Origin of the sequence: Pseudomonas sp. NY15435 (assembly GCF_048068295.1) — a bacterium.
Taxonomy (GTDB): Bacteria; Pseudomonadota; Gammaproteobacteria; order Pseudomonadales; family Pseudomonadaceae; genus Pseudomonas.
This window is the reverse complement of the sequence record NZ_JBLUQA010000006.1, coordinates 184,307-201,789: the sequence shown is the minus strand read 5'-3', so window position 1 is coordinate 201,789 and position 17,483 is coordinate 184,307. Positions and strand designations below refer to the sequence as shown.

The following is a 17,483-nucleotide window of genomic DNA, read 5'->3' as shown; positions in this document are numbered from 1 at the left end:
TACGCACTAAGCTTGGAGAAGCGGGGGCTGCGGCCCCCGTTTTACTTTCTTCCGCAACCGGCCGCACGCCTATGTCCATTCCCTCGCCCTGGCGCTCCGACTTCCCGGCCCTCGCCGCCTTCGAGGCCGAAGGCCAGACCTACCTCGACAGCGCCGCCACCGCGCAGAAACCGCGGGCCATGATCGACGCCCTCGCCGGCTACTACGCCAGCGGCGCTGCCAATGTGCACCGCGCCCAGCACCTGCCCGGCGAGCGCGCCACCCGTGCCTTCGAGGCGACCCGCAGCCTGGCCGCCAACTGGCTCAATGGCGGCAGCCCGGCGCAGATCGTCTTCACCCGCGGAGCCACCGAAGCGCTGAACCTGCTTGCCTACGGGCTGGAAAGCCAGTTCCAGGCGGGCGACGAGATCGTCGTCAGCGCGCTGGAACACCACGCCAACCTGCTGCCCTGGCAGCAACTGGCGCAGCGCCGAGGGCTGAAGCTGGTGGTGCTGCCGCTGGACGCCGACGGCAGGATCGACCTGAATCGCGCCGCCGGCCTGATCGGCCCACGCACCCGCCTGCTCGCCATCAGCCAGCTGTCCAACGTGCTCGGCACCTGGCAACCGCTGCCGGAACTGCTGCAGATGGCCCGCCAGCAGGGCGCACTGAGCGTGGTCGATGGAGCGCAAGGGGTGGTTCACGGCCGGCACAACCTGTCGGCGCTGGGCTGCGACTTCTACGTCTGCTCCAGCCACAAGCTCTACGGCCCGGAGGGCCTCGGCCTGCTCTGGGGCCGCCCGGAGGCGCTGGAACGCGTAACGCATTGGCAGTTCGGCGGCGAGATGGTGCGCGTGGCGGACTACTTCGATGCGCAGTTCCACAGCGCGCCCATGGGCTTGGAAGCCGGTACTCCGCCGATCGGCCAGGTGATCGCCCTCGGCGCCACCTTGGAATGGCTGGCTGCCCAGGACAGCGCCGAAGTCAGCGCCCACGAAGATTTTCTCCACGCCCGCCTGCTGGCCGGCCTGCGCGCCCGTGACGGCGTGCGCGTGCTGGGCGAGCCGGAAGTGGCGCTGGCCAGTTTCGTGGTCGATGGCGTGCACGTCTCCGACCTTGGCCACCTGCTCACCGAGCAGGGTGTCGCGGTGCGTGCCGGGCACCACTGTGCCATGCCGCTGATGAAGACCCTGGATGTTGCCGGCGCCCTGCGCGTTTCCCTCGGCCTGTACAACGACGGCGCCGATCTGGAGCGTTTCTTCACAGCGCTGGACGGTGCTCTGGAGCTGCTGCGATGAGCCTCCCCGCCGCTGCCGCCGAGGCGCTGCAGGCCTTTACTGTCCTGCAGGGCTGGGAGCAACGCGCGCGATTGCTGATGCAGTGGGGCGAAAAGCTGGAGCCGCTAAGCGAGGCTGAACTAGGCGACGAGCAACGCGTGCAGGGCTGCGAGAGCAACGTCTGGCTGGTGGCGGATCGGCGTGACGAGCGCTGGCACTTCCGCGCCTATAGCGATGCGCGCTTGCTGCGCGGCTTGCTGGCCCTGCTGCTGGTGCGGGTGGACGGTCTGCCGGCGGAGGAGCTATCCGCGCTCGACCTGCCGGGCTGGTTCGAGCAATTGGGGCTGGGCCGGCAGCTGTCGCCGTCGCGTAGCAATGGCTTGAATGCCGTGCTGAAACGGATGCGGGAACTGACCGCCGCCTGAACCTCCGGCTTTTCGTAGGAGCGAGCTTGCTCGCGAAAGCTTTGGCGGAATGCCACGGTGTCGGGCGGGTTCGCGAGCAAGCTCGCTCCTACAAGAGCATTCAGCCTGCGGAACGCTCCGAAGGCCGCCGCGCGCCGGCAACGATCTTGTCCACCGCCCGCGCCGCCGCGACCATGCCGAAGGTCGCGGTAACCATCATCACCGCACCGAACCCTCCAGCGCAGTCCAGCTTCACGCCCTCGCCGACGAAGCTCTTGGATTGGCACACGGTGCCGTCCGGCTTGGGATAGCGCAGCTGCTCGGTGGAGAACACGCACTGCACGCTGTAGTGGCGGCCGGGCGTACGCGAGAAGTTGTAGTCACGGCGCAGCGTGGAGCGGACCTTGGCAGCCAGCGGGTCGTTGAAGGTCTTGTTCAGGTCGGCCACCTGGATCTGCGTCGGATCCACCTGCCCGCCCGCGCCACCGGTGGTGATGATCTGCAGCTTGCGGCGCTTGCACCAGGCGATCAGTGCGGCCTTGGCGGCGACGCTGTCGATGCAGTCGATCACGCAGTCCAGTTCGGGAGTGATGTAGTCCGCCATGGTTTCGCGGGTGACGAAGTCGGCTACGGCGTGTACGACAATGGCTGGGTTAATCGCCTTCAGTCGCTCAGCCATGACGTCGACCTTGGGCTTGCCCACGGCTCCCTGGATGGCATGCACCTGGCGATTGGTGTTGGTAACGCAGACGTCGTCCAGATCGAACAGCGAAATCTCGCCCACGCCGCTGCGCGCCAGGGCCTCGGCCGCCCAGGAACCCACGCCGCCGATCCCGACCACCGCCACATGGCTGGCCGCCAGCCGCTCCAGGCCCTCGCGACCATAAAGCCGCGCGATTCCGCCGAAACGCTGTTCATCCAGTTGCATCGCCCACACCTCATCTCGAAACGGCCGGCATTCTATAACGACCGAGCTCCCGTAAGGAGCAACCCTGGCACGCCTGCAACAAAGCCCGATTGCCGCAGTCTCAGTCACGCACCTACAGCACATTCTAAACTGTCGGAAAATACCCACGGACGCCTACGCGGCGGACGGCGCCGGCAACCTGTACAGCCCCGGAAGTGCGGGGTAGGATGCGCCCCGACCGAGCCATCCCCACAGAGATTGTCCCGGCCCCTCCCCGTTCCACCCTTTGGAACCCGATCGCACCATGCCTGCACGCAAGTTCGGCCTCAACCTGGTGGTGTTCGTCGCTCTCGCGGCACTCTTCACCGGCTTCTGGGCTCTCTATAACCGCCCCGTCAGCGTTCCTGACTGGCCGGAAAGCATTTCCGGATTCTCCTTCTCGCCCTTCCGCCTGAACCAGAATCCCCAGAAGGACCAGTTCCCCAGCGACGACGAGATCCGTTCGGACCTGGAGCTGGTCTCCAAGCAGACCGACAACATCCGTACCTATTCGGTGAAGGGTTCGCTGGCCGATATCCCGCGCTTGGCCGAAGAGCTCGGCATGCGCGTCAGCCTCGGTATCTGGATCGGCCCGGACGAAGCCGATAACGAAGCCGAGATCGAACGCGGCATCGAAATCGCCAACAACTCGCGCAGCGTGGTGCGGGTCATTGTCGGCAACGAGGCGCTGTTCCGCCGCGAAGTCACGGTGGAGCAACTCAACGCCTACCTGGACCGCGTGCGCAAGGCGGTGAAGGTCCCAGTGACCACCGCCGAGCAGTGGCACATCTACGAGAAGTACCCGGAGCTGGCCAAGCACGTCGACCTGATCGCCGCCCACGTACTGCCGTACTGGGAATACACGCCGATGGACGACGCCGTGCCGTTCGTCCTCGAACGCGCCAAGGAGCTGCGCGCCAAGTTCCCGCGCAAGCCGCTGCTGCTGGCCGAGGTCGGCTGGCCGAGCAATGGCCGCATGCGCGGTGGCGCCGACGCCACTCAGGCGGACCAGGCCATCTACCTGCGTACGCTGACCAACCTGCTGAACAAGAAGGGCTACAACTACTTCGTCGTCGAGGCCTTCGACCAGCCGTGGAAAGTCGGTGACGAAGGTTCGGTGGGCGCCTACTGGGGCGTCTACAACGCCCAGCGCCAGCCGAAGTTCAACTTCGACGGCCCGGTGGTGAACATCCCGCAATGGCGTGCCCTGGCGGTTGCCTCGGTGGTGATGGCGCTGCTCGCCCTGACCCTGCTGATGATCGACGGCAGCGCCCTGCGCCAGCGCGGACGGACCTTCCTCACCGTGGTCGCCTTCGCCGGCGGCTCGGTGCTGGTGTGGATCGCCTACGACTACAGCCAGCAATACAGCACCTGGTTCAGCCTGACCGTCGGCGGCCTGCTGGGTATCGGCGCGCTGGGCGTGTTCATCGTCCTGCTGACCGAGGCCCACGAACTGGCCGAGACCGTCTGGGTACGCAAGCGCCGCCGGCCGTTCGACCCGGTGCTCACCGATACCGGCTACCGCCCCAAGGTCTCGGTGCACGTGCCCTGCTACAACGAACCGCCGGAGATGATGAAAAAGACCCTGGATGCGCTATCCAGGCTCGACTATCCGGACTTCGAAGTCCTGATCATCGACAACAACACCAAGGACCCGGCGGTCTGGGAACCCGTGCGCGATTACTGCGAGATCCTCGGCCCGCGCTTCCGCTTCTTCCACGTCGCACCGCTGGCCGGTTTCAAGGGCGGTGCGCTGAACTACATCCTGCCGCACACCGCACCGGACGTCGAAGTCGTGGCGGTGATCGATGCCGACTACTGCGTCGAGCCCAACTGGCTCAAGCAGATGGTGCCGCACTTCAGTGACCCGAAGATCGCCGTGGTGCAGTCCCCGCAGGATTACCACGACGGCGAGGAAAACGTCTTCAAGAAGCTCTGCTACGCCGAATACAAGGGCTTCTTCCACATCGGCATGGTCACCCGCAACGACCGCGACGCGATCATCCAGCACGGCACCATGACCATGATCCGCCGGACCGTGATGGACGAGCTGAAGTGGGCCGACTGGACCATCTGCGAGGACGCCGAACTGGGCCTGCGGGTGTTCGAGAAAGGCTATTCGGCCGCCTACTCGCACCAGAGCTTCGGCAAGGGCGTGATGCCCGACACCTTCATCGACTACAAGAAGCAGCGCTTCCGCTGGGCCTACGGCGCCATCCAGATCATGAAGGGCCACGCCCGTGCGCTGTTCCAGGGCAAGGACAGCAAACTGACCCTCGGCCAGCGCTACCACTTCATCGCAGGCTGGCTGCCGTGGATCGCCGACGGCATGAACATCTTCTTCACCGTCGGCGCGCTTCTCTGGTCCTCGGCGATGATCATCGTGCCCAAGCGGGTCGACCCGCCGTTGCTGATCTTCGCCATCCCGCCGCTGGCGCTGTTCTTCTTCAAGTTCGGCAAGATCATGTTCCTCTATCGCCGCGCGGTGGGCGTCGACCTCGTGCGCTCGTTCCAGGCGGCAGTGGCGGGCCTGGCGCTATCGCACACCATCGCCAAGGCGGTGCTGTACGGAACGTTCACCAAGACCATCCCGTTCTTCCGCACACCGAAGATGGCCTCCAATCACGGCCTCCTGGTGGCGCTGGCCGAGGCTCGCGAAGAAGTGTTCATCATGCTCCTGCTGTGGGGCGCGGCGCTGGGTATCGTGCTGGTGCAGGGCGTGCCAAGCCGCGACATGATGTTCTGGGTGGCCATGCTGCTGGTGCAGTCGCTGCCCTACCTCGCGGCATTGGTGATGGCGCTGCTGTCCGCGGCACCCAAGGCTCAGGAGGCGCCGGCAGCGGACGCCGCACCGGCCAACTGATGCAGCCCCTGTAGGAGCGAGCTTGCTCGCGAACGCTGTGGCCTGATGCTCTTGCGTCAGGCGGGTTCGCGAGCAAGCTCGCTCCTGCAAGGTGAAACGCACCGCTGATCCGCTCCCAAGAACGCCGGCCATTCGCCGGCGTTTTTGCTTTAAGATGGGCGCCTTTTTCCGTTCCACCCCCAGGATGCCCTCAATGTCCCTCTCGCCGACACTGGCCCTCGCCTGCGAGCTGATTCGCCGTCCCTCCGTCACACCGGTCGATGCCGACTGCCAGCAGTTGATGATGCAACGCCTGGACGCCTGCGGTTTCGCCCTGGAGCCCATGCGCATCGAGGATGTGGATAACTTCTGGGCCCTGCGCCAGGGGCGCGACGGCGCCAGCGCTCCGGTGCTGTGCTTCGCCGGTCACACCGACGTGGTCCCCACCGGCCCCGAGCAGGCCTGGCAGCACCAGCCGTTCGACGCGCTGATCGACGCCGACGGCATGCTCTGCGGCCGTGGTGCGGCAGACATGAAAGGCAGCCTGGCATCGATGATCATCGCCACCGAGCGTTTCGTCGCCGACTACCCGGACCATCGCGGCAGCATCGCCTACCTGATCACCAGTGACGAGGAAGGCCCCGCCCATCACGGCACCAAGGCCGTGGTCGAGCTCCTGAAGGCCCGCAACGAGCGCCTGGACTGGTGCATCGTCGGCGAACCGTCGAGCACCACTCTGGTGGGTGACATCGTCAAGAACGGCCGTCGCGGCTCCCTCGGCGCCACCCTTACCGTGCGTGGCAAGCAAGGCCACGTGGCTTACCCGCACCTGGCGAAGAACCCGATCCACCTCGCCGCCCCGGCCCTGGCGGAACTGGCCGCCGAGCACTGGGACAACGGCAACGACTACTTCCCGCCGACCAGCTTCCAGATCTCCAACATCAATGGCGGCACCGGCGCGACCAACGTGATCCCCGGCGAGCTGAAGGTGATCTTCAACTTCCGCTTCTCCACCGAGTCCACCGTCGAAGGTCTGCAGCAGCGCGTCGCAGCCATCCTCGACAAGCACGGCCTGGAGTGGCACATCGACTGGGCGCTGTCCGGCCTGCCGTTCCTCACCCAGCCGGGCGAACTGCTCGATGGCGTGGCCGCGGCGATCCGCGCGGTCACCGGTCGCGAGACCACCCCCTCGACCTCCGGCGGCACCTCCGACGGCCGCTTCATTGCCACCATGGGTACCCAGGTGGTCGAACTCGGCCCGGTGAACGCCACCATCCACCAGGTGGACGAACGCGTACTGGCCAGCGACCTCGATGTGCTGACCGAAATCTATTACCAGACCCTGGTGCGACTGCTGGCATGAGTGGACCGAACAAAGGCTTCTGCCTGGGCGCCGTGCAGCCCGATACTCCTCCGCCCGCGCCAGCCGCCGAGCGCCGCTATTCCCTGCGCGTGTACCAGATCGCCCAGCGCCGCCGCTCCCTGCCCACCGTGCTGCGCAACGACCTGCCGCAGCCGCTGGCACCGGGGAAAAAGTGATGCTGATCTGTCCGCTGTGCCGCGAGGCGCTGACCGAGGTCGACAACGGCGTCGCCTGCCCTGCTGGCCACCGCTTCGACCGCGCCCGCCAGGGTTACCTGAACCTGCTGCCGGTGCAGCACAAGAAGAGCCTCGATCCGGGCGACAACGCCGCCATGGTCGAGGCGCGCCGGCACTTCCTCGGCGCCGGTCACTACGCTCCATTGGCCAAGCGCCTGGCGGAACTGGCCGCCGAGCGCGCTCCCGGTCGCTGGCTGGATATCGGTTGTGGCGAGGGTTACTACACCGCGCAACTGGGTGAAGCCCTGCCCAAGGCCGACGGCTATGCGCTGGATATCTCCCGCGAGGCGGTCAAACGCGCTTGCAAGCGCGCCCCGCAACTGACCTGGATGGTCGCCAGCATGGCCCGCGTGCCGCTGGCTGATGCTTCCTGCCAACTGCTGGCCAGCGTGTTCAGCCCGATCGACTGGAAAGAAGCCTCGCGCCTGCTGACTCCAGGCGGCGGCGTGCTGCGCCTGGGCCCGGCTCGCGATCACCTGCTCGAACTGCGCCAGCGCCTGTACGACGAAGTGCGCGAGTACGTCGAGGACAAGCACCTCGCCGACCTGCCCGAAGAGCTGGAACTGGCGCACACCGAGCAACTGAGCTTCACGCTTGCGCTGGAAACCCGCGAAGCCCGCGAGCACCTGCTGGCGATGACGCCCCACGGCTGGCGCGTCAATCCCGAACGGCGCGAGCGCATCCTCGCCGAACCCTTCGAGGTGACGGTCGCGGTACGCTACGATTGGCTGCAACGCCAAGAACCCTGACGAGGACGCCATGCGCCAACCGGATATCGAGATCTACATCAAGGATGCCGACCAGGCCGCCGTCAGCGCCTGGCTGGAAAAGGCACTTGGCCCGTGCAGCGAATGGCGCGCCCAGGGCGAAACCCTGAAGTGCACCGCCGGCAGCATTCCCGCCACCTGGCTGCCCAAGGCCGTGGGTAAGTGGAACAGCCTGTTCCTGGACAGCGACAAGACCCCATGGGACGACGATGTCGCCTGCGCCCGCGACGCCTGCGCTGCGCTGGAAGTCGAGGTGCGCTGCGCACCGGGGAGCTGGAGCGAGGATCAGGGCGAGGAAGACGCGGACCGCTGGCTGAAAGTGACCGCGGCAGGCATCGAAGAGATCACTTGGCGCACGGGCTGAAACCGACTTGCGCAAGGCTTGAAAAACAAAGGCCCGTCCAATGGACGGGCCTTTGCTGTTTCGGGGGCTCAGACCTTGGCGACGTCTTCCGCCTGGAGGCCTTTCTGACCCTGGATCACCGAGAACTCCACTTTCTGGCCTTCGACCAGGGAGCGGTGACCATCGCCACGAATGGCACGGTAGTGAACGAAAACGTCCGGACCGCTATCGCGTTGAATGAATCCATAACCTTTGGCGTCATTGAACCACTTGACGGTTCCGACCTCACGATCAGCCATTACCACACTCTCCAACTTGCCTATTATTTTTGGATGGCCCCCGGGAATGAGGACTTCGGCAGTCGCCAGGTGAACGCTTTCCTTATCATCCAACCCGCGCCGAATGGCACGTAGAAGGTAATTCGAATAACGCCCAAGGACGACAGCGCTCCCGAGTATATAAATCAAAAGTTACAGCTGAAAAGCACTTTTTCATCAACGCCGCGCCCCTATGACCAAACAGGCCAAAGTGCCATTTTTCGGGGCCTGCAGAGCCATTTTGGTGCTCGTTACCCAGCGTAACGAAAGTGTTTCGAACGTGGACCCTTTCGCACTTTTGCGCATTTACGGCGGGTAGTTTCGTTCCCGTTCATCCGCTTTTGGCGCTGTGCGGATATGTCTTTCAAACGCTGCGAGAACGCGCCCTGCAGTTCAAGCTGCGGCAATATGCCCAATCATCTATCTGATGAATTCGCAATCCGCCAATCCATTCAGCTCGATGGATAACCGCCACAGCTTCCCCTCCTGAGTGCACCTGGGCGCGCCAGTCGTGCACCATCAAAGGACCACCGTCGATCAGGGGCTGACCTGATAACCGCGTCCCTGCAGGCAACCGCTGTAAGCGCTGGCACTGGCCGAGCTTTGGGCTTCATTCTGCGTGCGGCGATCCTGCCGACGATCCTGCCGCTGCCGCGAAGCACCCACCACGGCCCCGGCAGCGGCGGCATCGCCGGCGCGATTCTGCCGGTACTGCTGCTTGGCATCGTCACTGGCGCGGTCATAGATCTCGTCATGCCGCTGCCCACGCACCTCGGCCGCCACAGCACCCGCTGCCGCGCCCCTGGCCGCTCCGCGAACCCGGCCACCGACATTCGGGTCGGAGCTGGTGGTGGCGCTGCTCGCCGCATTGGCAGCAACGCTATTGCACTCGCTCATGTCCTGCTGCATCTGCTGGCTGCTCTGGCCCTTGAGCGGGACGACGGTCTGAGCCTCGGCGGGCAGCACAACCGACAAGGCGAGCAGGCATCCCCAAGTGAATGTACGCATCGCGGAACCTCCACAGAATGTCATCCCCTAAATGGCAGGATAGCCGCAGTCCATGGGCTGTCCGCGTGCTCCGACCAAGCGTTGGTGGCTTTGCTGGCGGGGCCTAATCCGGCAAACTAGCCGGCCTGAGCAATCGCTCGTTTTACCTACGCCAGCCATAGGGCCTGTATGCCTCGTTACCCGTTCCGCCGCTTCGGTTTTGGTGCCCTGCGCCGCCTGCTGTACCTCTGGGTGCGCTCGGAAACCATCAACCAGTCGGCCTTCAGCCTGAAGATCGACCGCAGCAAACCGGTCCTCTACGTCCTGCAGCAGCCCTCGGTGAGCGATCTCGCGGTGGTCGATACCGAGTGCCGCAAGGCTGGTCTGCCGCGCCCGGTGATGCCGGTGGCAGTAGGTGAATCCATCGAGCCTGCGGCCTTCTTCTACCTGACGCCGGAGCCCGACTGGCTCGGCCGCCAGGACAAGCGCGGCGCGCCGCCGGCGCTGGTACGCATGCTCGGTGCCATCGGCCAGAACGGCATCGATGACGCGCAGATCATCCCCGTCAGCGTGTTCTGGGGCCAATCCCCGGACAGCGAAAAGAGCGCCTGGAAGCTGCTGTTCGCCGACAACTGGGCCGTCACCGGCCGCCTGCGCAAGCTCGCGCGCATCCTCATCCTTGGCCGCAAGACCCGCGTGCAGTTCTCCGCGCCTATCCACCTGCGCGAGCTGGTGGAACAGAACAAAGGCCACGAACGCACATTGCGCATGGTCCAGCGCATCCTGCGCGTGCACTTCCGCAACCAGAAGACCGCGGTGATCGGCCCGGATCTCTCCCATCGGCGCACCCTGGTCAAGGGTCTGCTGCGCGCGCCACTGGTGCGCCAGGCGATCCAGGAAGAATGCGAGACCCAGAAGATCTCCCAGGACAAGGCTGAGGCCGCCGCCCTGCGCTACGCCAACGAGATCGCCGCCGACGTTTCCTACCCGGTGATCCGTTTCCTCGAAGTCACCCTGACCTGGTTCTGGAACAAGCTCTACGAGGGCGTGAAGGTCAACCACATCGAGCGTGTGCAGGAAGTCGCCCAGGGCCATGAGATCGTCTACGTGCCCTGCCACCGCAGCCACATCGACTACCTGCTGCTGTCCTACCTGCTGTTCCGCAATGGCCTGACCCCGCCGCACATCGCCGCCGGGATCAACCTCAACATGCCGGTGGTGGGCTCGATCCTGCGCCGTGGCGGTGCCTTCTTCATGCGCCGCAGCTTCAAGGGTAACCAGCTGTACACCGCGGTATTCAACGAGTATCTGCACACCCTGTTCAGCCGTGGGTTCTCCACCGAATACTTCGTGGAGGGCGGCCGCTCCCGCACCGGGCGCATGCTGCACCCCCGCACCGGGATGCTGGCGATCACCCTGCGCAGCTTCCTGCGCGACTCGCGCCGGCCCATCGTCTTCGTCCCCGTGTACATCGGCTACGAGCGCGTGCTCGAAGGCCGTACCTACCTGGGCGAACTGCGCGGCGCGGCGAAGAAGAAAGAATCGATCTTCGACATCTTCAAGGTCGTCGGCGCACTGAAACAGCGCTTCGGCCAGGTCTGGGTGAATTTCGGCGAGCCGATTCACCTCGACGACTTCCTCGACCAGCAACAACCGGACTGGCGTGAGCAGGACCTGGGCCCGGAGTACCGCCCGGCCTGGCTCTCGGAAACGACCAACCACCTGGCTCGCGACGTCGCCCGCCACCTCAACGACGCCGCCGCGATCAACCCGGTGAACCTGGTGGCCCTGGCACTGCTGTCCACCACCCGCCTGGCCCTGGACGAAACCGCCCTGGCACGGGTCATCGACCTTTATCTCGACCTGCTGCGCAAGGTCCCGTACTCGCCCAGCGCCACGCTGCCCGAGGGCGACGGCCAGCAACTGATCGAGTACGTGAAGAGCATGAACCTGCTCAGCGAGCAGAAGGACGCGCTCGGCCGTATCTGCTACCTCGATGAGCAGAACGCGGTGCTGATGACCTACTACCGCAACAACGTGCTGCACATCTTCGCCCTGCCGGCGCTGATCGCCAGCTTCTTCCAGAACAGCGGACGGATCAGCCGCGAGCAACTCCTGCGCTACACCCGCGCGCTGTACCCGTACCTGCAGGCCGAGTTGTTTATCCGCTGGAGCCTCGACGAACTGGATGCGGTGGTCGATCAATGGCTGCAGGCCATGGTCGCCAGCGAATTGCTCAAACAGGAAAACGACACCTTCATCCGCCCGGCGCCCAGCTCTCGCCAGTACGTACTGCTGACCCTGCTGGCCCGAGCCATCACCCAGACCCTTCAGCGCTTCTACATGTCCATCTCCCTGGTGCTCAACGCAGGGCAGAAGCAGCTCACCGCCGAAGAACTGGAAAACCTCTGCACCGTGATGGCCCAGCGCCTGTCGGTCCTCCACGGCCTCAACGCGCCGGAGTTCTTTGACAAGAGCCTGTTCCGCCACTTCATCCAGACCCTCCTGGACGAAGGCGTGCTGCGCAAGGACGAGAACGGCAAGCTGAGCTACCACGAGCTGCTGGGCGAACTGGCTGAAGGCGCGGCCAAACGCGTGCTGCCTGCGGAGATTCGCCTGTCCATCCGCCAGGTCGCCCTGGAGCGCCCGCCCCAGGAAGAAAGCGCCGTCGCCGAGCAGCCTCCTGCCAATCAGGGCTGAGCTGCCCCCCCTGCCGGCGGCTTGACGCCTCTGCACTGCGACCGATAGATTTCTGACGATCCATCGGTCGCGGTCAGGGACGCTCCCCGTGTTCAACAGGATTCTGATCGTCTGCGTCGGCAACATCTGCCGCAGCCCCATCGCCGAACACCTGCTGCGCGAATTCCTGCAGGGCACTGACATCGCCGTGGGCTCTGCCGGGCTCAGCGCGCTGGTCGGCCACCCCATCGACAGCACCGCCCTCGCCATCCTCCGCCAACACGGCCACTCCCCCCACCCTCACCGCGCCCGTCAGCTCACCGCCGAACTGCTCCACGAAGCCAATCTGGTCCTGGTCATGGAGCAATCACAGATCCAGAGCGTGATCCGCCTCGCCCCCGAAGCTCGCGGCAAAACCTTCCTGCTGGGCAAATGGCAGGCCGACCAGGAGATCCCGGACCCTTACCGCCAAGGCCCGGAAGCCTTCGAACGCGCCTATACGCTGATCGAATCGGCCGTCGCCCCCTGGGGCGAGCGCTTGCGATTTCGCCGGTAATTTGACGAAAAATTACTTATCCGAAAAAGAGCGTCAGAAATCCTTACAAAGCCCTGATGAAAAAGGCTACGCTCTAGCCCAGCAAGACCATATTCAGCTGTTTGGTCTCCCAGTTACGACAAGTAATTTTCCAGGGGCCTACATCGCTTTATGAAGATCCTGCACATTACCGAGTCCTTCGGCGGCGGCGTCACCTCGGCCATCAACTCCTACATCCTCAACTCCCAGCAGCATGAGCACTACCTGCTGGCCTCGGTACGCAAAGGCGACACCACAGGAGAGGAAGGCAACGGCCTGTTCAAGCACATGGAACTGGTGCCACGACGCCTCACCAGCCTTGTGCGGGTGAAACCTTACATTGATCGCGTGCAGCCCGATGTCATTCATCTGCACAGCACCTACGCCGGTGCACTAATCCGCGCCCTGCCCTTCATCCCCGCACAGAAGATTGTCTACACCCCCCATGGTTTCGCTTTCCTTCGTGGCGACCATCCCATGATGCTCAAGGCCTATCGGACCATCGAATCGTTGCTGGCACGACGCACCGCCGTAATTGCAGGCTGCGGCCTGGACGAGCAGCGCATCGCCGGGGAGCTGATCGAACCGGGAAGTACCTTGGGGCTGGTCAACGTCTGCGATGAGCTACCCAACGTTCCGGCGATCAGAAGCCTCACCAGCAAGCCAGTAATCGGCATGGTCGGCCGCATCAGCCGGCAAAAGGGCTACGACTACTTCCGCAACGTGGCCGACGCCTGCCGGAATGTCGCGCATTTCAAATGGATCGGTGGTGGCGACATCCAGGCCATGGCCGAATTGGAGCGAGCCGGCATAGAAGTCACAGGCTGGCGCCCGCGCAACGAAGTGGTCGCCCACATGAAGGGCCTTGACCTGTATTTCCATAGTGCTGCCTGGGATGGATTTCCCATCTCAGTGTTAGAGGCTGCAAAACTGGGCCTTCCCATCGCATTACGTCGAATCGGTCCGTTTATCGCCGAAAACCTGACAACTGCCGACGACATGGACAACGCTTGCCGGCAGATAACGGCGTTCGTCAAAGGTGATCCAGAGACTCGGTACGCACTGAATCAGAACAGCCAGAACATCCAGAACCTACACAGTGGGGAGTACTTGCAGGCGTCCTTGGAAAGCCTCTACTCCCGATTCAACCAGCGTCTGGACGGTAAGCGGCTGGTCATGAGCGGCTCCTAGTACAGCTACCGATTACACGTCAGCCATTTCCCGAGAAACCAGAAGCAATCCGCTCAAAAAATATCACTCCAAAACTGACACTTACGCGTCGGGCAGCCTCCTGCGTACAAAGAAAACAGTGCCAATCTGCCACGATACTCAGTTGTCGGACTTTATCGATCCACCCTCCCAGCATCCGCCACACACCGAACCGGAATATTCCTAAAGATCCTATTCGGCCGGATAGCTCATTGAATCGCTTTCTAGCCCAGCTTAATTTCGCTTGCCCTTGGTCACAGCATTCACAACGGCGGAATTCAGCGTGTTCAATCAAGTGCTCATCGTCTGCATCGGCAATATCTGCCGCAGCCCCACGGCTGAGCACCTGCTGCGTCAAGCCACCCAAGGCACCGAAATCCAATGCAGTTCCGCCGGCCTTTCCGCTCTGGTCGGCCAACCGCTGGAGGCGAACGCTCTGGCCACGCTCGTTCAGCACGGCCAACAACCCGTCTCCCATCGCGCACGCCAGCTAACTCCGAAACTCCTGAAAGACGCCGAACTCGTTCTCGTAATGGAGCGCAAGCACCTGCGCGATATTCATAAGCAATCCCCGGAATCGCGCGGCAAAACCTTCCTGCTCGGCAAGTGGCAGCTTGATCGTGAGATCCCAGACCCGTACCGGCAAGGCACAGCGGCTTTCGAGCATGCCTATGCCCTGATCGATGAGGCAGTCACCACATGGTCGAGATACCTCCGATCCATTCGATAAGCGCTCACCGAGAAGTACCCTTCATGCAACAACTACAAGTTCCGGGCATTCAATCGTCCGCCGATAACGACGAAATCGACCTGCTCCAACTGTTCGGAGCTCTCATCGATCGCAAATGGATGATCGCGGGTATCACTGCTGGCTTCCTGGCGGCAGGCGCCGCCTATGCCGTCCTGGCCACACCAATCTACCGCGCCTCGGCCACCATCCAGGTAGAGCAAAAAACACCTGGTATTCCGGGCCTGACGGAAATGAGCGATCTGTTGGGTGGAACACAATCACAGGCCGTGACTGAGATCCAGTTACTCACCTCCCGCACCGTCATCGGCAAGGCCGTGGATACTCTGCACCTGGATATCGATATCCAACCCTCGTTATTCCCAGTGATAGGCGGCTTCATCAAGCGCCACTACAAACCGGAGCGACCAGACGATATTGCATCCGCTCCCTTGGGAATGAGCCGTTTTTCCTGGGGTGGTGAATCGCTGGAGATATTCCAACTGGAAGTCCCCGATGACGTTCTGGAGGAAAAGCTCACGCTGATTGCTGGCGAGAACGGTCACTTCCGCCTGCTTAACGACGATAACAACCTGCTCGTGGATGGCGCGGTCGGGCAAGCCTATGACCAACAAGGCATCAAGCTACAGGTCCAGAGCTTGCGCGCCAATCCCGGCACACACTTCCGCGTCATCAAGCACCGACGGCTGAGTACCATCCTGGACTATCAAGATGCTCTGAAGGTTTCGGAAACGGGCAAGGATTCCGGGATTCTTGATCTGACATTGGATGATGACAACTATTCGCGGGCACAGGCCGTATTGAATGAGATCAGCCAGCAATACGTCCGTCAGAACGTTCAGCGCGCATCTGCGGAAGCAGCCTCCAGCCTCGAGTTTCTCCGAGGCCAGTTACCCGAAGTCCGCCACGATCTGGAGAACGCCGAGAACGCACTCAGTAGTTACCAGACCAAAGCCAAGTCCGCCGACATCAGCCTGGAAACCAAAGCCCTTCTCGATCAAAGCGTCGCCCTGGACACCAGCATCTCCGAGCTGAAATTGCAGCAAGCGGAAATGGACCGCAAGTTCACCCGCCAACACCCCGCTTACCAGGCCTTAGCCCGGCAGATAGGCGAACTCACTGCCAAGCAGAACGGCCTGTCCAAGCGCGTCGAAGGCTTGCCGGAAACCCAGCAGGAGCTTCTGCGCCTGACTCGCGATGTCGAAGTCAGCACTACGATCTATACGCAGTTACTCAACAAGAGCCAAGAGCTCGATGTGGTGCGTGCCAGCGCTGTGGGTAACGTGCGCGTAATCGATAGCGCCGATGTGGATATCACTCTGCCGGTTAAACCGAAAAAACCATTGATCATCGCTATCTCTGCGCTGCTGGGCTTGTTCATGGCTGTCGCCTTGGCGTTGCTGCGCAAGGCTCTGCACCGCGGCATCGAAACAGTAGATGCCATCGAACAGTTGGGCCTCCCGGTCTATGCCTCCGTGCCATTCAGCGCACTTCACAAAGCAGCCGAAAACGAGCGCCAAATCAGCAAGAAAGACGGGAAGGTAGTCGCCCCATTGCTCGCCATGAGCCACCCGACCGACTTAGCCATCGAGTCGTTGCGTAGCCTGCGCACCAGCCTCCACTTCGCCATGCTGGAGTCAGGCGACAACCGGCTGATGATCTCCGGCCCGAGCCCTGAGGTAGGTAAATCCTTCGTCAGCTCCAACCTGGCTGCCGTGATTGCCCAAACCGGCCAGCGCGTACTGTTGATCGATGTGGACATGCGTAAGGGCTATCTGCACAAAACTCTTGGCGTGAGCGAAAAAAATGGCCTCTCAGACCTGCTCATCCGACGTTGCAGCTTCGAACAGGCCGTGCAACAGACCAGAGTGGAAAATCTCCATGTCATCTCCCGCGGCAAGATTCCCCCGAATCCCTCCGAACTGCTGATGCACCCGAACTTCACTCAGATGCTGGAAGCTGCGAGCAACGCGTTCGACCTCGTCATTCTGGACACTCCTCCCCTACTGGCCGTGACCGACGCAGCCATCGTCGGCCACCAGGCAGGCACCAGCATGATCGTTACCCGCTTCGGCATGAACGCCCCGCGCGAGATCGAGTTGACTATCCGCCGTTTCGCGCAAAACGGAATCCAGGTCAAGGGCGCCATTCTCAATGGTGTCGTGCGTCGTGCGGCGGATTACTACGGGAACGGAGCCTACAGCAATTACCAATACGAGTACCTCTCGGACAAGTCTTGACCTGCCCGGGAGCGCCCCCCCCCGTGAGGGGAGAGAAAAAATGCAAGCGACAGCGGAAAAGCGTTGGTACCTGGTGCAGTGCAAACCCAAGCAGGACTTCCGTGCGCTCGAACACCTGCAACGTCAGGGTTACGAAACCCTACTTCCCACGCATCAGATTGAACGACTGCGGAACGGCCGATGGGTACTTATGGAAGAGGCACTCTTTCCTGGTTACCTGTTCATCGAACTGGACACGCTACAAGACAACTGGATGCCAATTCGCTCGACACGTGGTGTCAGCCAGATTGTCCGATTTGGAGCCACCCCGCTATCGGTCCCCAATTCCGTTATTGATCGAATTCGAGCCATGCCTTGTCCAATAGAACAAGAGTTGAAGCCAGGCGACAAAGTGATAATCGATTGGCTCGGTACCAAAAGCATCGAAGCCATTTTTCTCGCCAAAGATGGGGCCGAGAGAGTGCTATTACTGCTCAAGCTATTGCAGAGAGAGATTCAAGTAAGCACTTCAATTAAACACTTGACAGTAGAAAGTTACTAATTCATCCATCTCATATTTACGCTTGCTTTTC

General features: G+C 62.6%; 16 protein-coding genes. 13 read left to right on the top strand and 3 right to left on the bottom strand.

Annotation, left to right across the window (positions count from 1 at the left end; all coding sequences use genetic code 11):
* Positions 1 to 71: 71 nt before the first annotated feature.
* Complete coding sequence (locus ACNFH5_RS16315) at positions 72 to 1,277, top strand: aminotransferase class V-fold PLP-dependent enzyme (RefSeq protein ID WP_416747649.1); 1,206 nt, start codon at positions 72 to 74, stop codon at positions 1,275 to 1,277.
* Entirely contained in the window at positions 1,274 to 1,681 is a 408-nt protein-coding gene (locus ACNFH5_RS16310) for a SufE family protein (protein WP_416747647.1), read from the top strand. Before ACNFH5_RS16315 ends, ACNFH5_RS16310 begins: the two co-directional genes overlap by 4 nt.
* 100 nt (positions 1,682 to 1,781) lie before the next feature.
* Here ACNFH5_RS16310 and tcdA read toward each other — a convergent pair whose 3' ends face one another.
* Positions 1,782 to 2,588, bottom strand: coding sequence for a tRNA cyclic N6-threonylcarbamoyladenosine(37) synthase TcdA (gene tcdA / locus ACNFH5_RS16305; RefSeq protein WP_416747645.1), 807 nt, complete (start codon positions 2,586 to 2,588; stop codon positions 1,782 to 1,784).
* A gap of 283 nt (positions 2,589 to 2,871) precedes the next feature.
* Between tcdA and ACNFH5_RS16300 the strand changes: the two genes are divergently transcribed.
* From ACNFH5_RS16300 to ACNFH5_RS16280, 5 genes are all read left to right on the top strand, one after another.
* Positions 2,872 to 5,469 (top strand): glycosyltransferase, encoded by a 2,598-nt coding sequence (locus ACNFH5_RS16300; protein WP_416747643.1) that lies wholly within the window; start codon positions 2,872 to 2,874, stop codon positions 5,467 to 5,469.
* Between the two features lie 184 nt (positions 5,470 to 5,653).
* Positions 5,654 to 6,811 carry a succinyl-diaminopimelate desuccinylase gene (gene dapE / locus ACNFH5_RS16295; RefSeq protein ID WP_416747641.1) on the top strand — a complete coding sequence of 386 codons (1,158 nt, stop codon included), beginning with the start codon at positions 5,654 to 5,656 and terminating at the stop codon, positions 6,809 to 6,811.
* The gene (locus ACNFH5_RS16290; RefSeq protein WP_416747639.1) at positions 6,808 to 6,987 is read left to right on the top strand and encodes a hypothetical protein; all 180 of its coding nucleotides are present in this window, start codon (positions 6,808 to 6,810) and stop codon (positions 6,985 to 6,987) included. The genes dapE and ACNFH5_RS16290 overlap by 4 nt, the downstream gene beginning before the upstream one ends.
* Positions 6,987 to 7,796 (top strand): putative RNA methyltransferase, encoded by an 810-nt coding sequence (locus tag ACNFH5_RS16285; RefSeq protein ID WP_416747637.1) that lies wholly within the window; start codon positions 6,987 to 6,989, stop codon positions 7,794 to 7,796. Before ACNFH5_RS16290 ends, ACNFH5_RS16285 begins: the two co-directional genes overlap by 1 nt.
* 10 nt (positions 7,797 to 7,806) lie before the next feature.
* On the top strand, positions 7,807 to 8,178 hold the full coding sequence (locus ACNFH5_RS16280; RefSeq protein WP_416747635.1) for a hypothetical protein: 372 nt from the start codon (positions 7,807 to 7,809) through the stop codon (positions 8,176 to 8,178).
* 68 nt (positions 8,179 to 8,246) lie between these two features.
* Here the strand turns inward: ACNFH5_RS16280 and ACNFH5_RS16275 are convergent, their stop codons facing one another.
* Together ACNFH5_RS16275 and ACNFH5_RS16270 are read right to left on the bottom strand one after the other, a co-directional pair.
* Complete coding sequence (locus ACNFH5_RS16275; RefSeq protein ID WP_015476243.1) at positions 8,247 to 8,456, bottom strand: cold-shock protein; 210 nt, start codon at positions 8,454 to 8,456, stop codon at positions 8,247 to 8,249.
* Between the two features lie 555 nt (positions 8,457 to 9,011).
* Positions 9,012 to 9,482, bottom strand: coding sequence for a hypothetical protein (locus ACNFH5_RS16270; protein WP_416747633.1), 471 nt, complete (start codon positions 9,480 to 9,482; stop codon positions 9,012 to 9,014).
* Positions 9,483 to 9,650: 168 nt separating this feature from the next.
* Between ACNFH5_RS16270 and plsB the strand changes: the two genes are divergently transcribed.
* The 6 genes from plsB (at position 9,651) to rfaH (ending at position 17,452) form a co-directional block, all read left to right on the top strand.
* Positions 9,651 to 12,161: a glycerol-3-phosphate 1-O-acyltransferase PlsB gene (plsB, locus tag ACNFH5_RS16265; RefSeq protein WP_416747631.1), complete on the top strand. Its 2,511-nt coding sequence runs from the start codon at positions 9,651 to 9,653 to the stop codon at positions 12,159 to 12,161.
* 88 nt (positions 12,162 to 12,249) lie between these two features.
* Positions 12,250 to 12,696: a low molecular weight protein-tyrosine-phosphatase gene (locus ACNFH5_RS16260; protein WP_416747628.1), complete on the top strand. Its 447-nt coding sequence runs from the start codon at positions 12,250 to 12,252 to the stop codon at positions 12,694 to 12,696.
* Between the two features lie 150 nt (positions 12,697 to 12,846).
* A complete protein-coding gene (locus tag ACNFH5_RS16255) occupies positions 12,847 to 13,905 on the top strand; it encodes a glycosyltransferase family 4 protein (RefSeq protein WP_416747626.1) in 1,059 nt (352 codons plus the stop codon).
* Between the two features lie 301 nt (positions 13,906 to 14,206).
* Complete coding sequence (locus ACNFH5_RS16250; protein ID WP_416747623.1) at positions 14,207 to 14,653, top strand: low molecular weight protein-tyrosine-phosphatase; 447 nt, start codon at positions 14,207 to 14,209, stop codon at positions 14,651 to 14,653.
* Positions 14,654 to 14,676: 23 nt separating this feature from the next.
* Positions 14,677 to 16,911: a polysaccharide biosynthesis tyrosine autokinase gene (locus ACNFH5_RS16245; protein ID WP_416747621.1), complete on the top strand. Its 2,235-nt coding sequence runs from the start codon at positions 14,677 to 14,679 to the stop codon at positions 16,909 to 16,911.
* Positions 16,912 to 16,951: 40 nt separating this feature from the next.
* Positions 16,952 to 17,452, top strand: a complete 501-nt coding sequence (gene rfaH, locus ACNFH5_RS16240; RefSeq protein WP_416747619.1) for a transcription/translation regulatory transformer protein RfaH — start codon at positions 16,952 to 16,954, stop codon at positions 17,450 to 17,452.
* Positions 17,453 to 17,483: the final 31 nt, after the last annotated feature.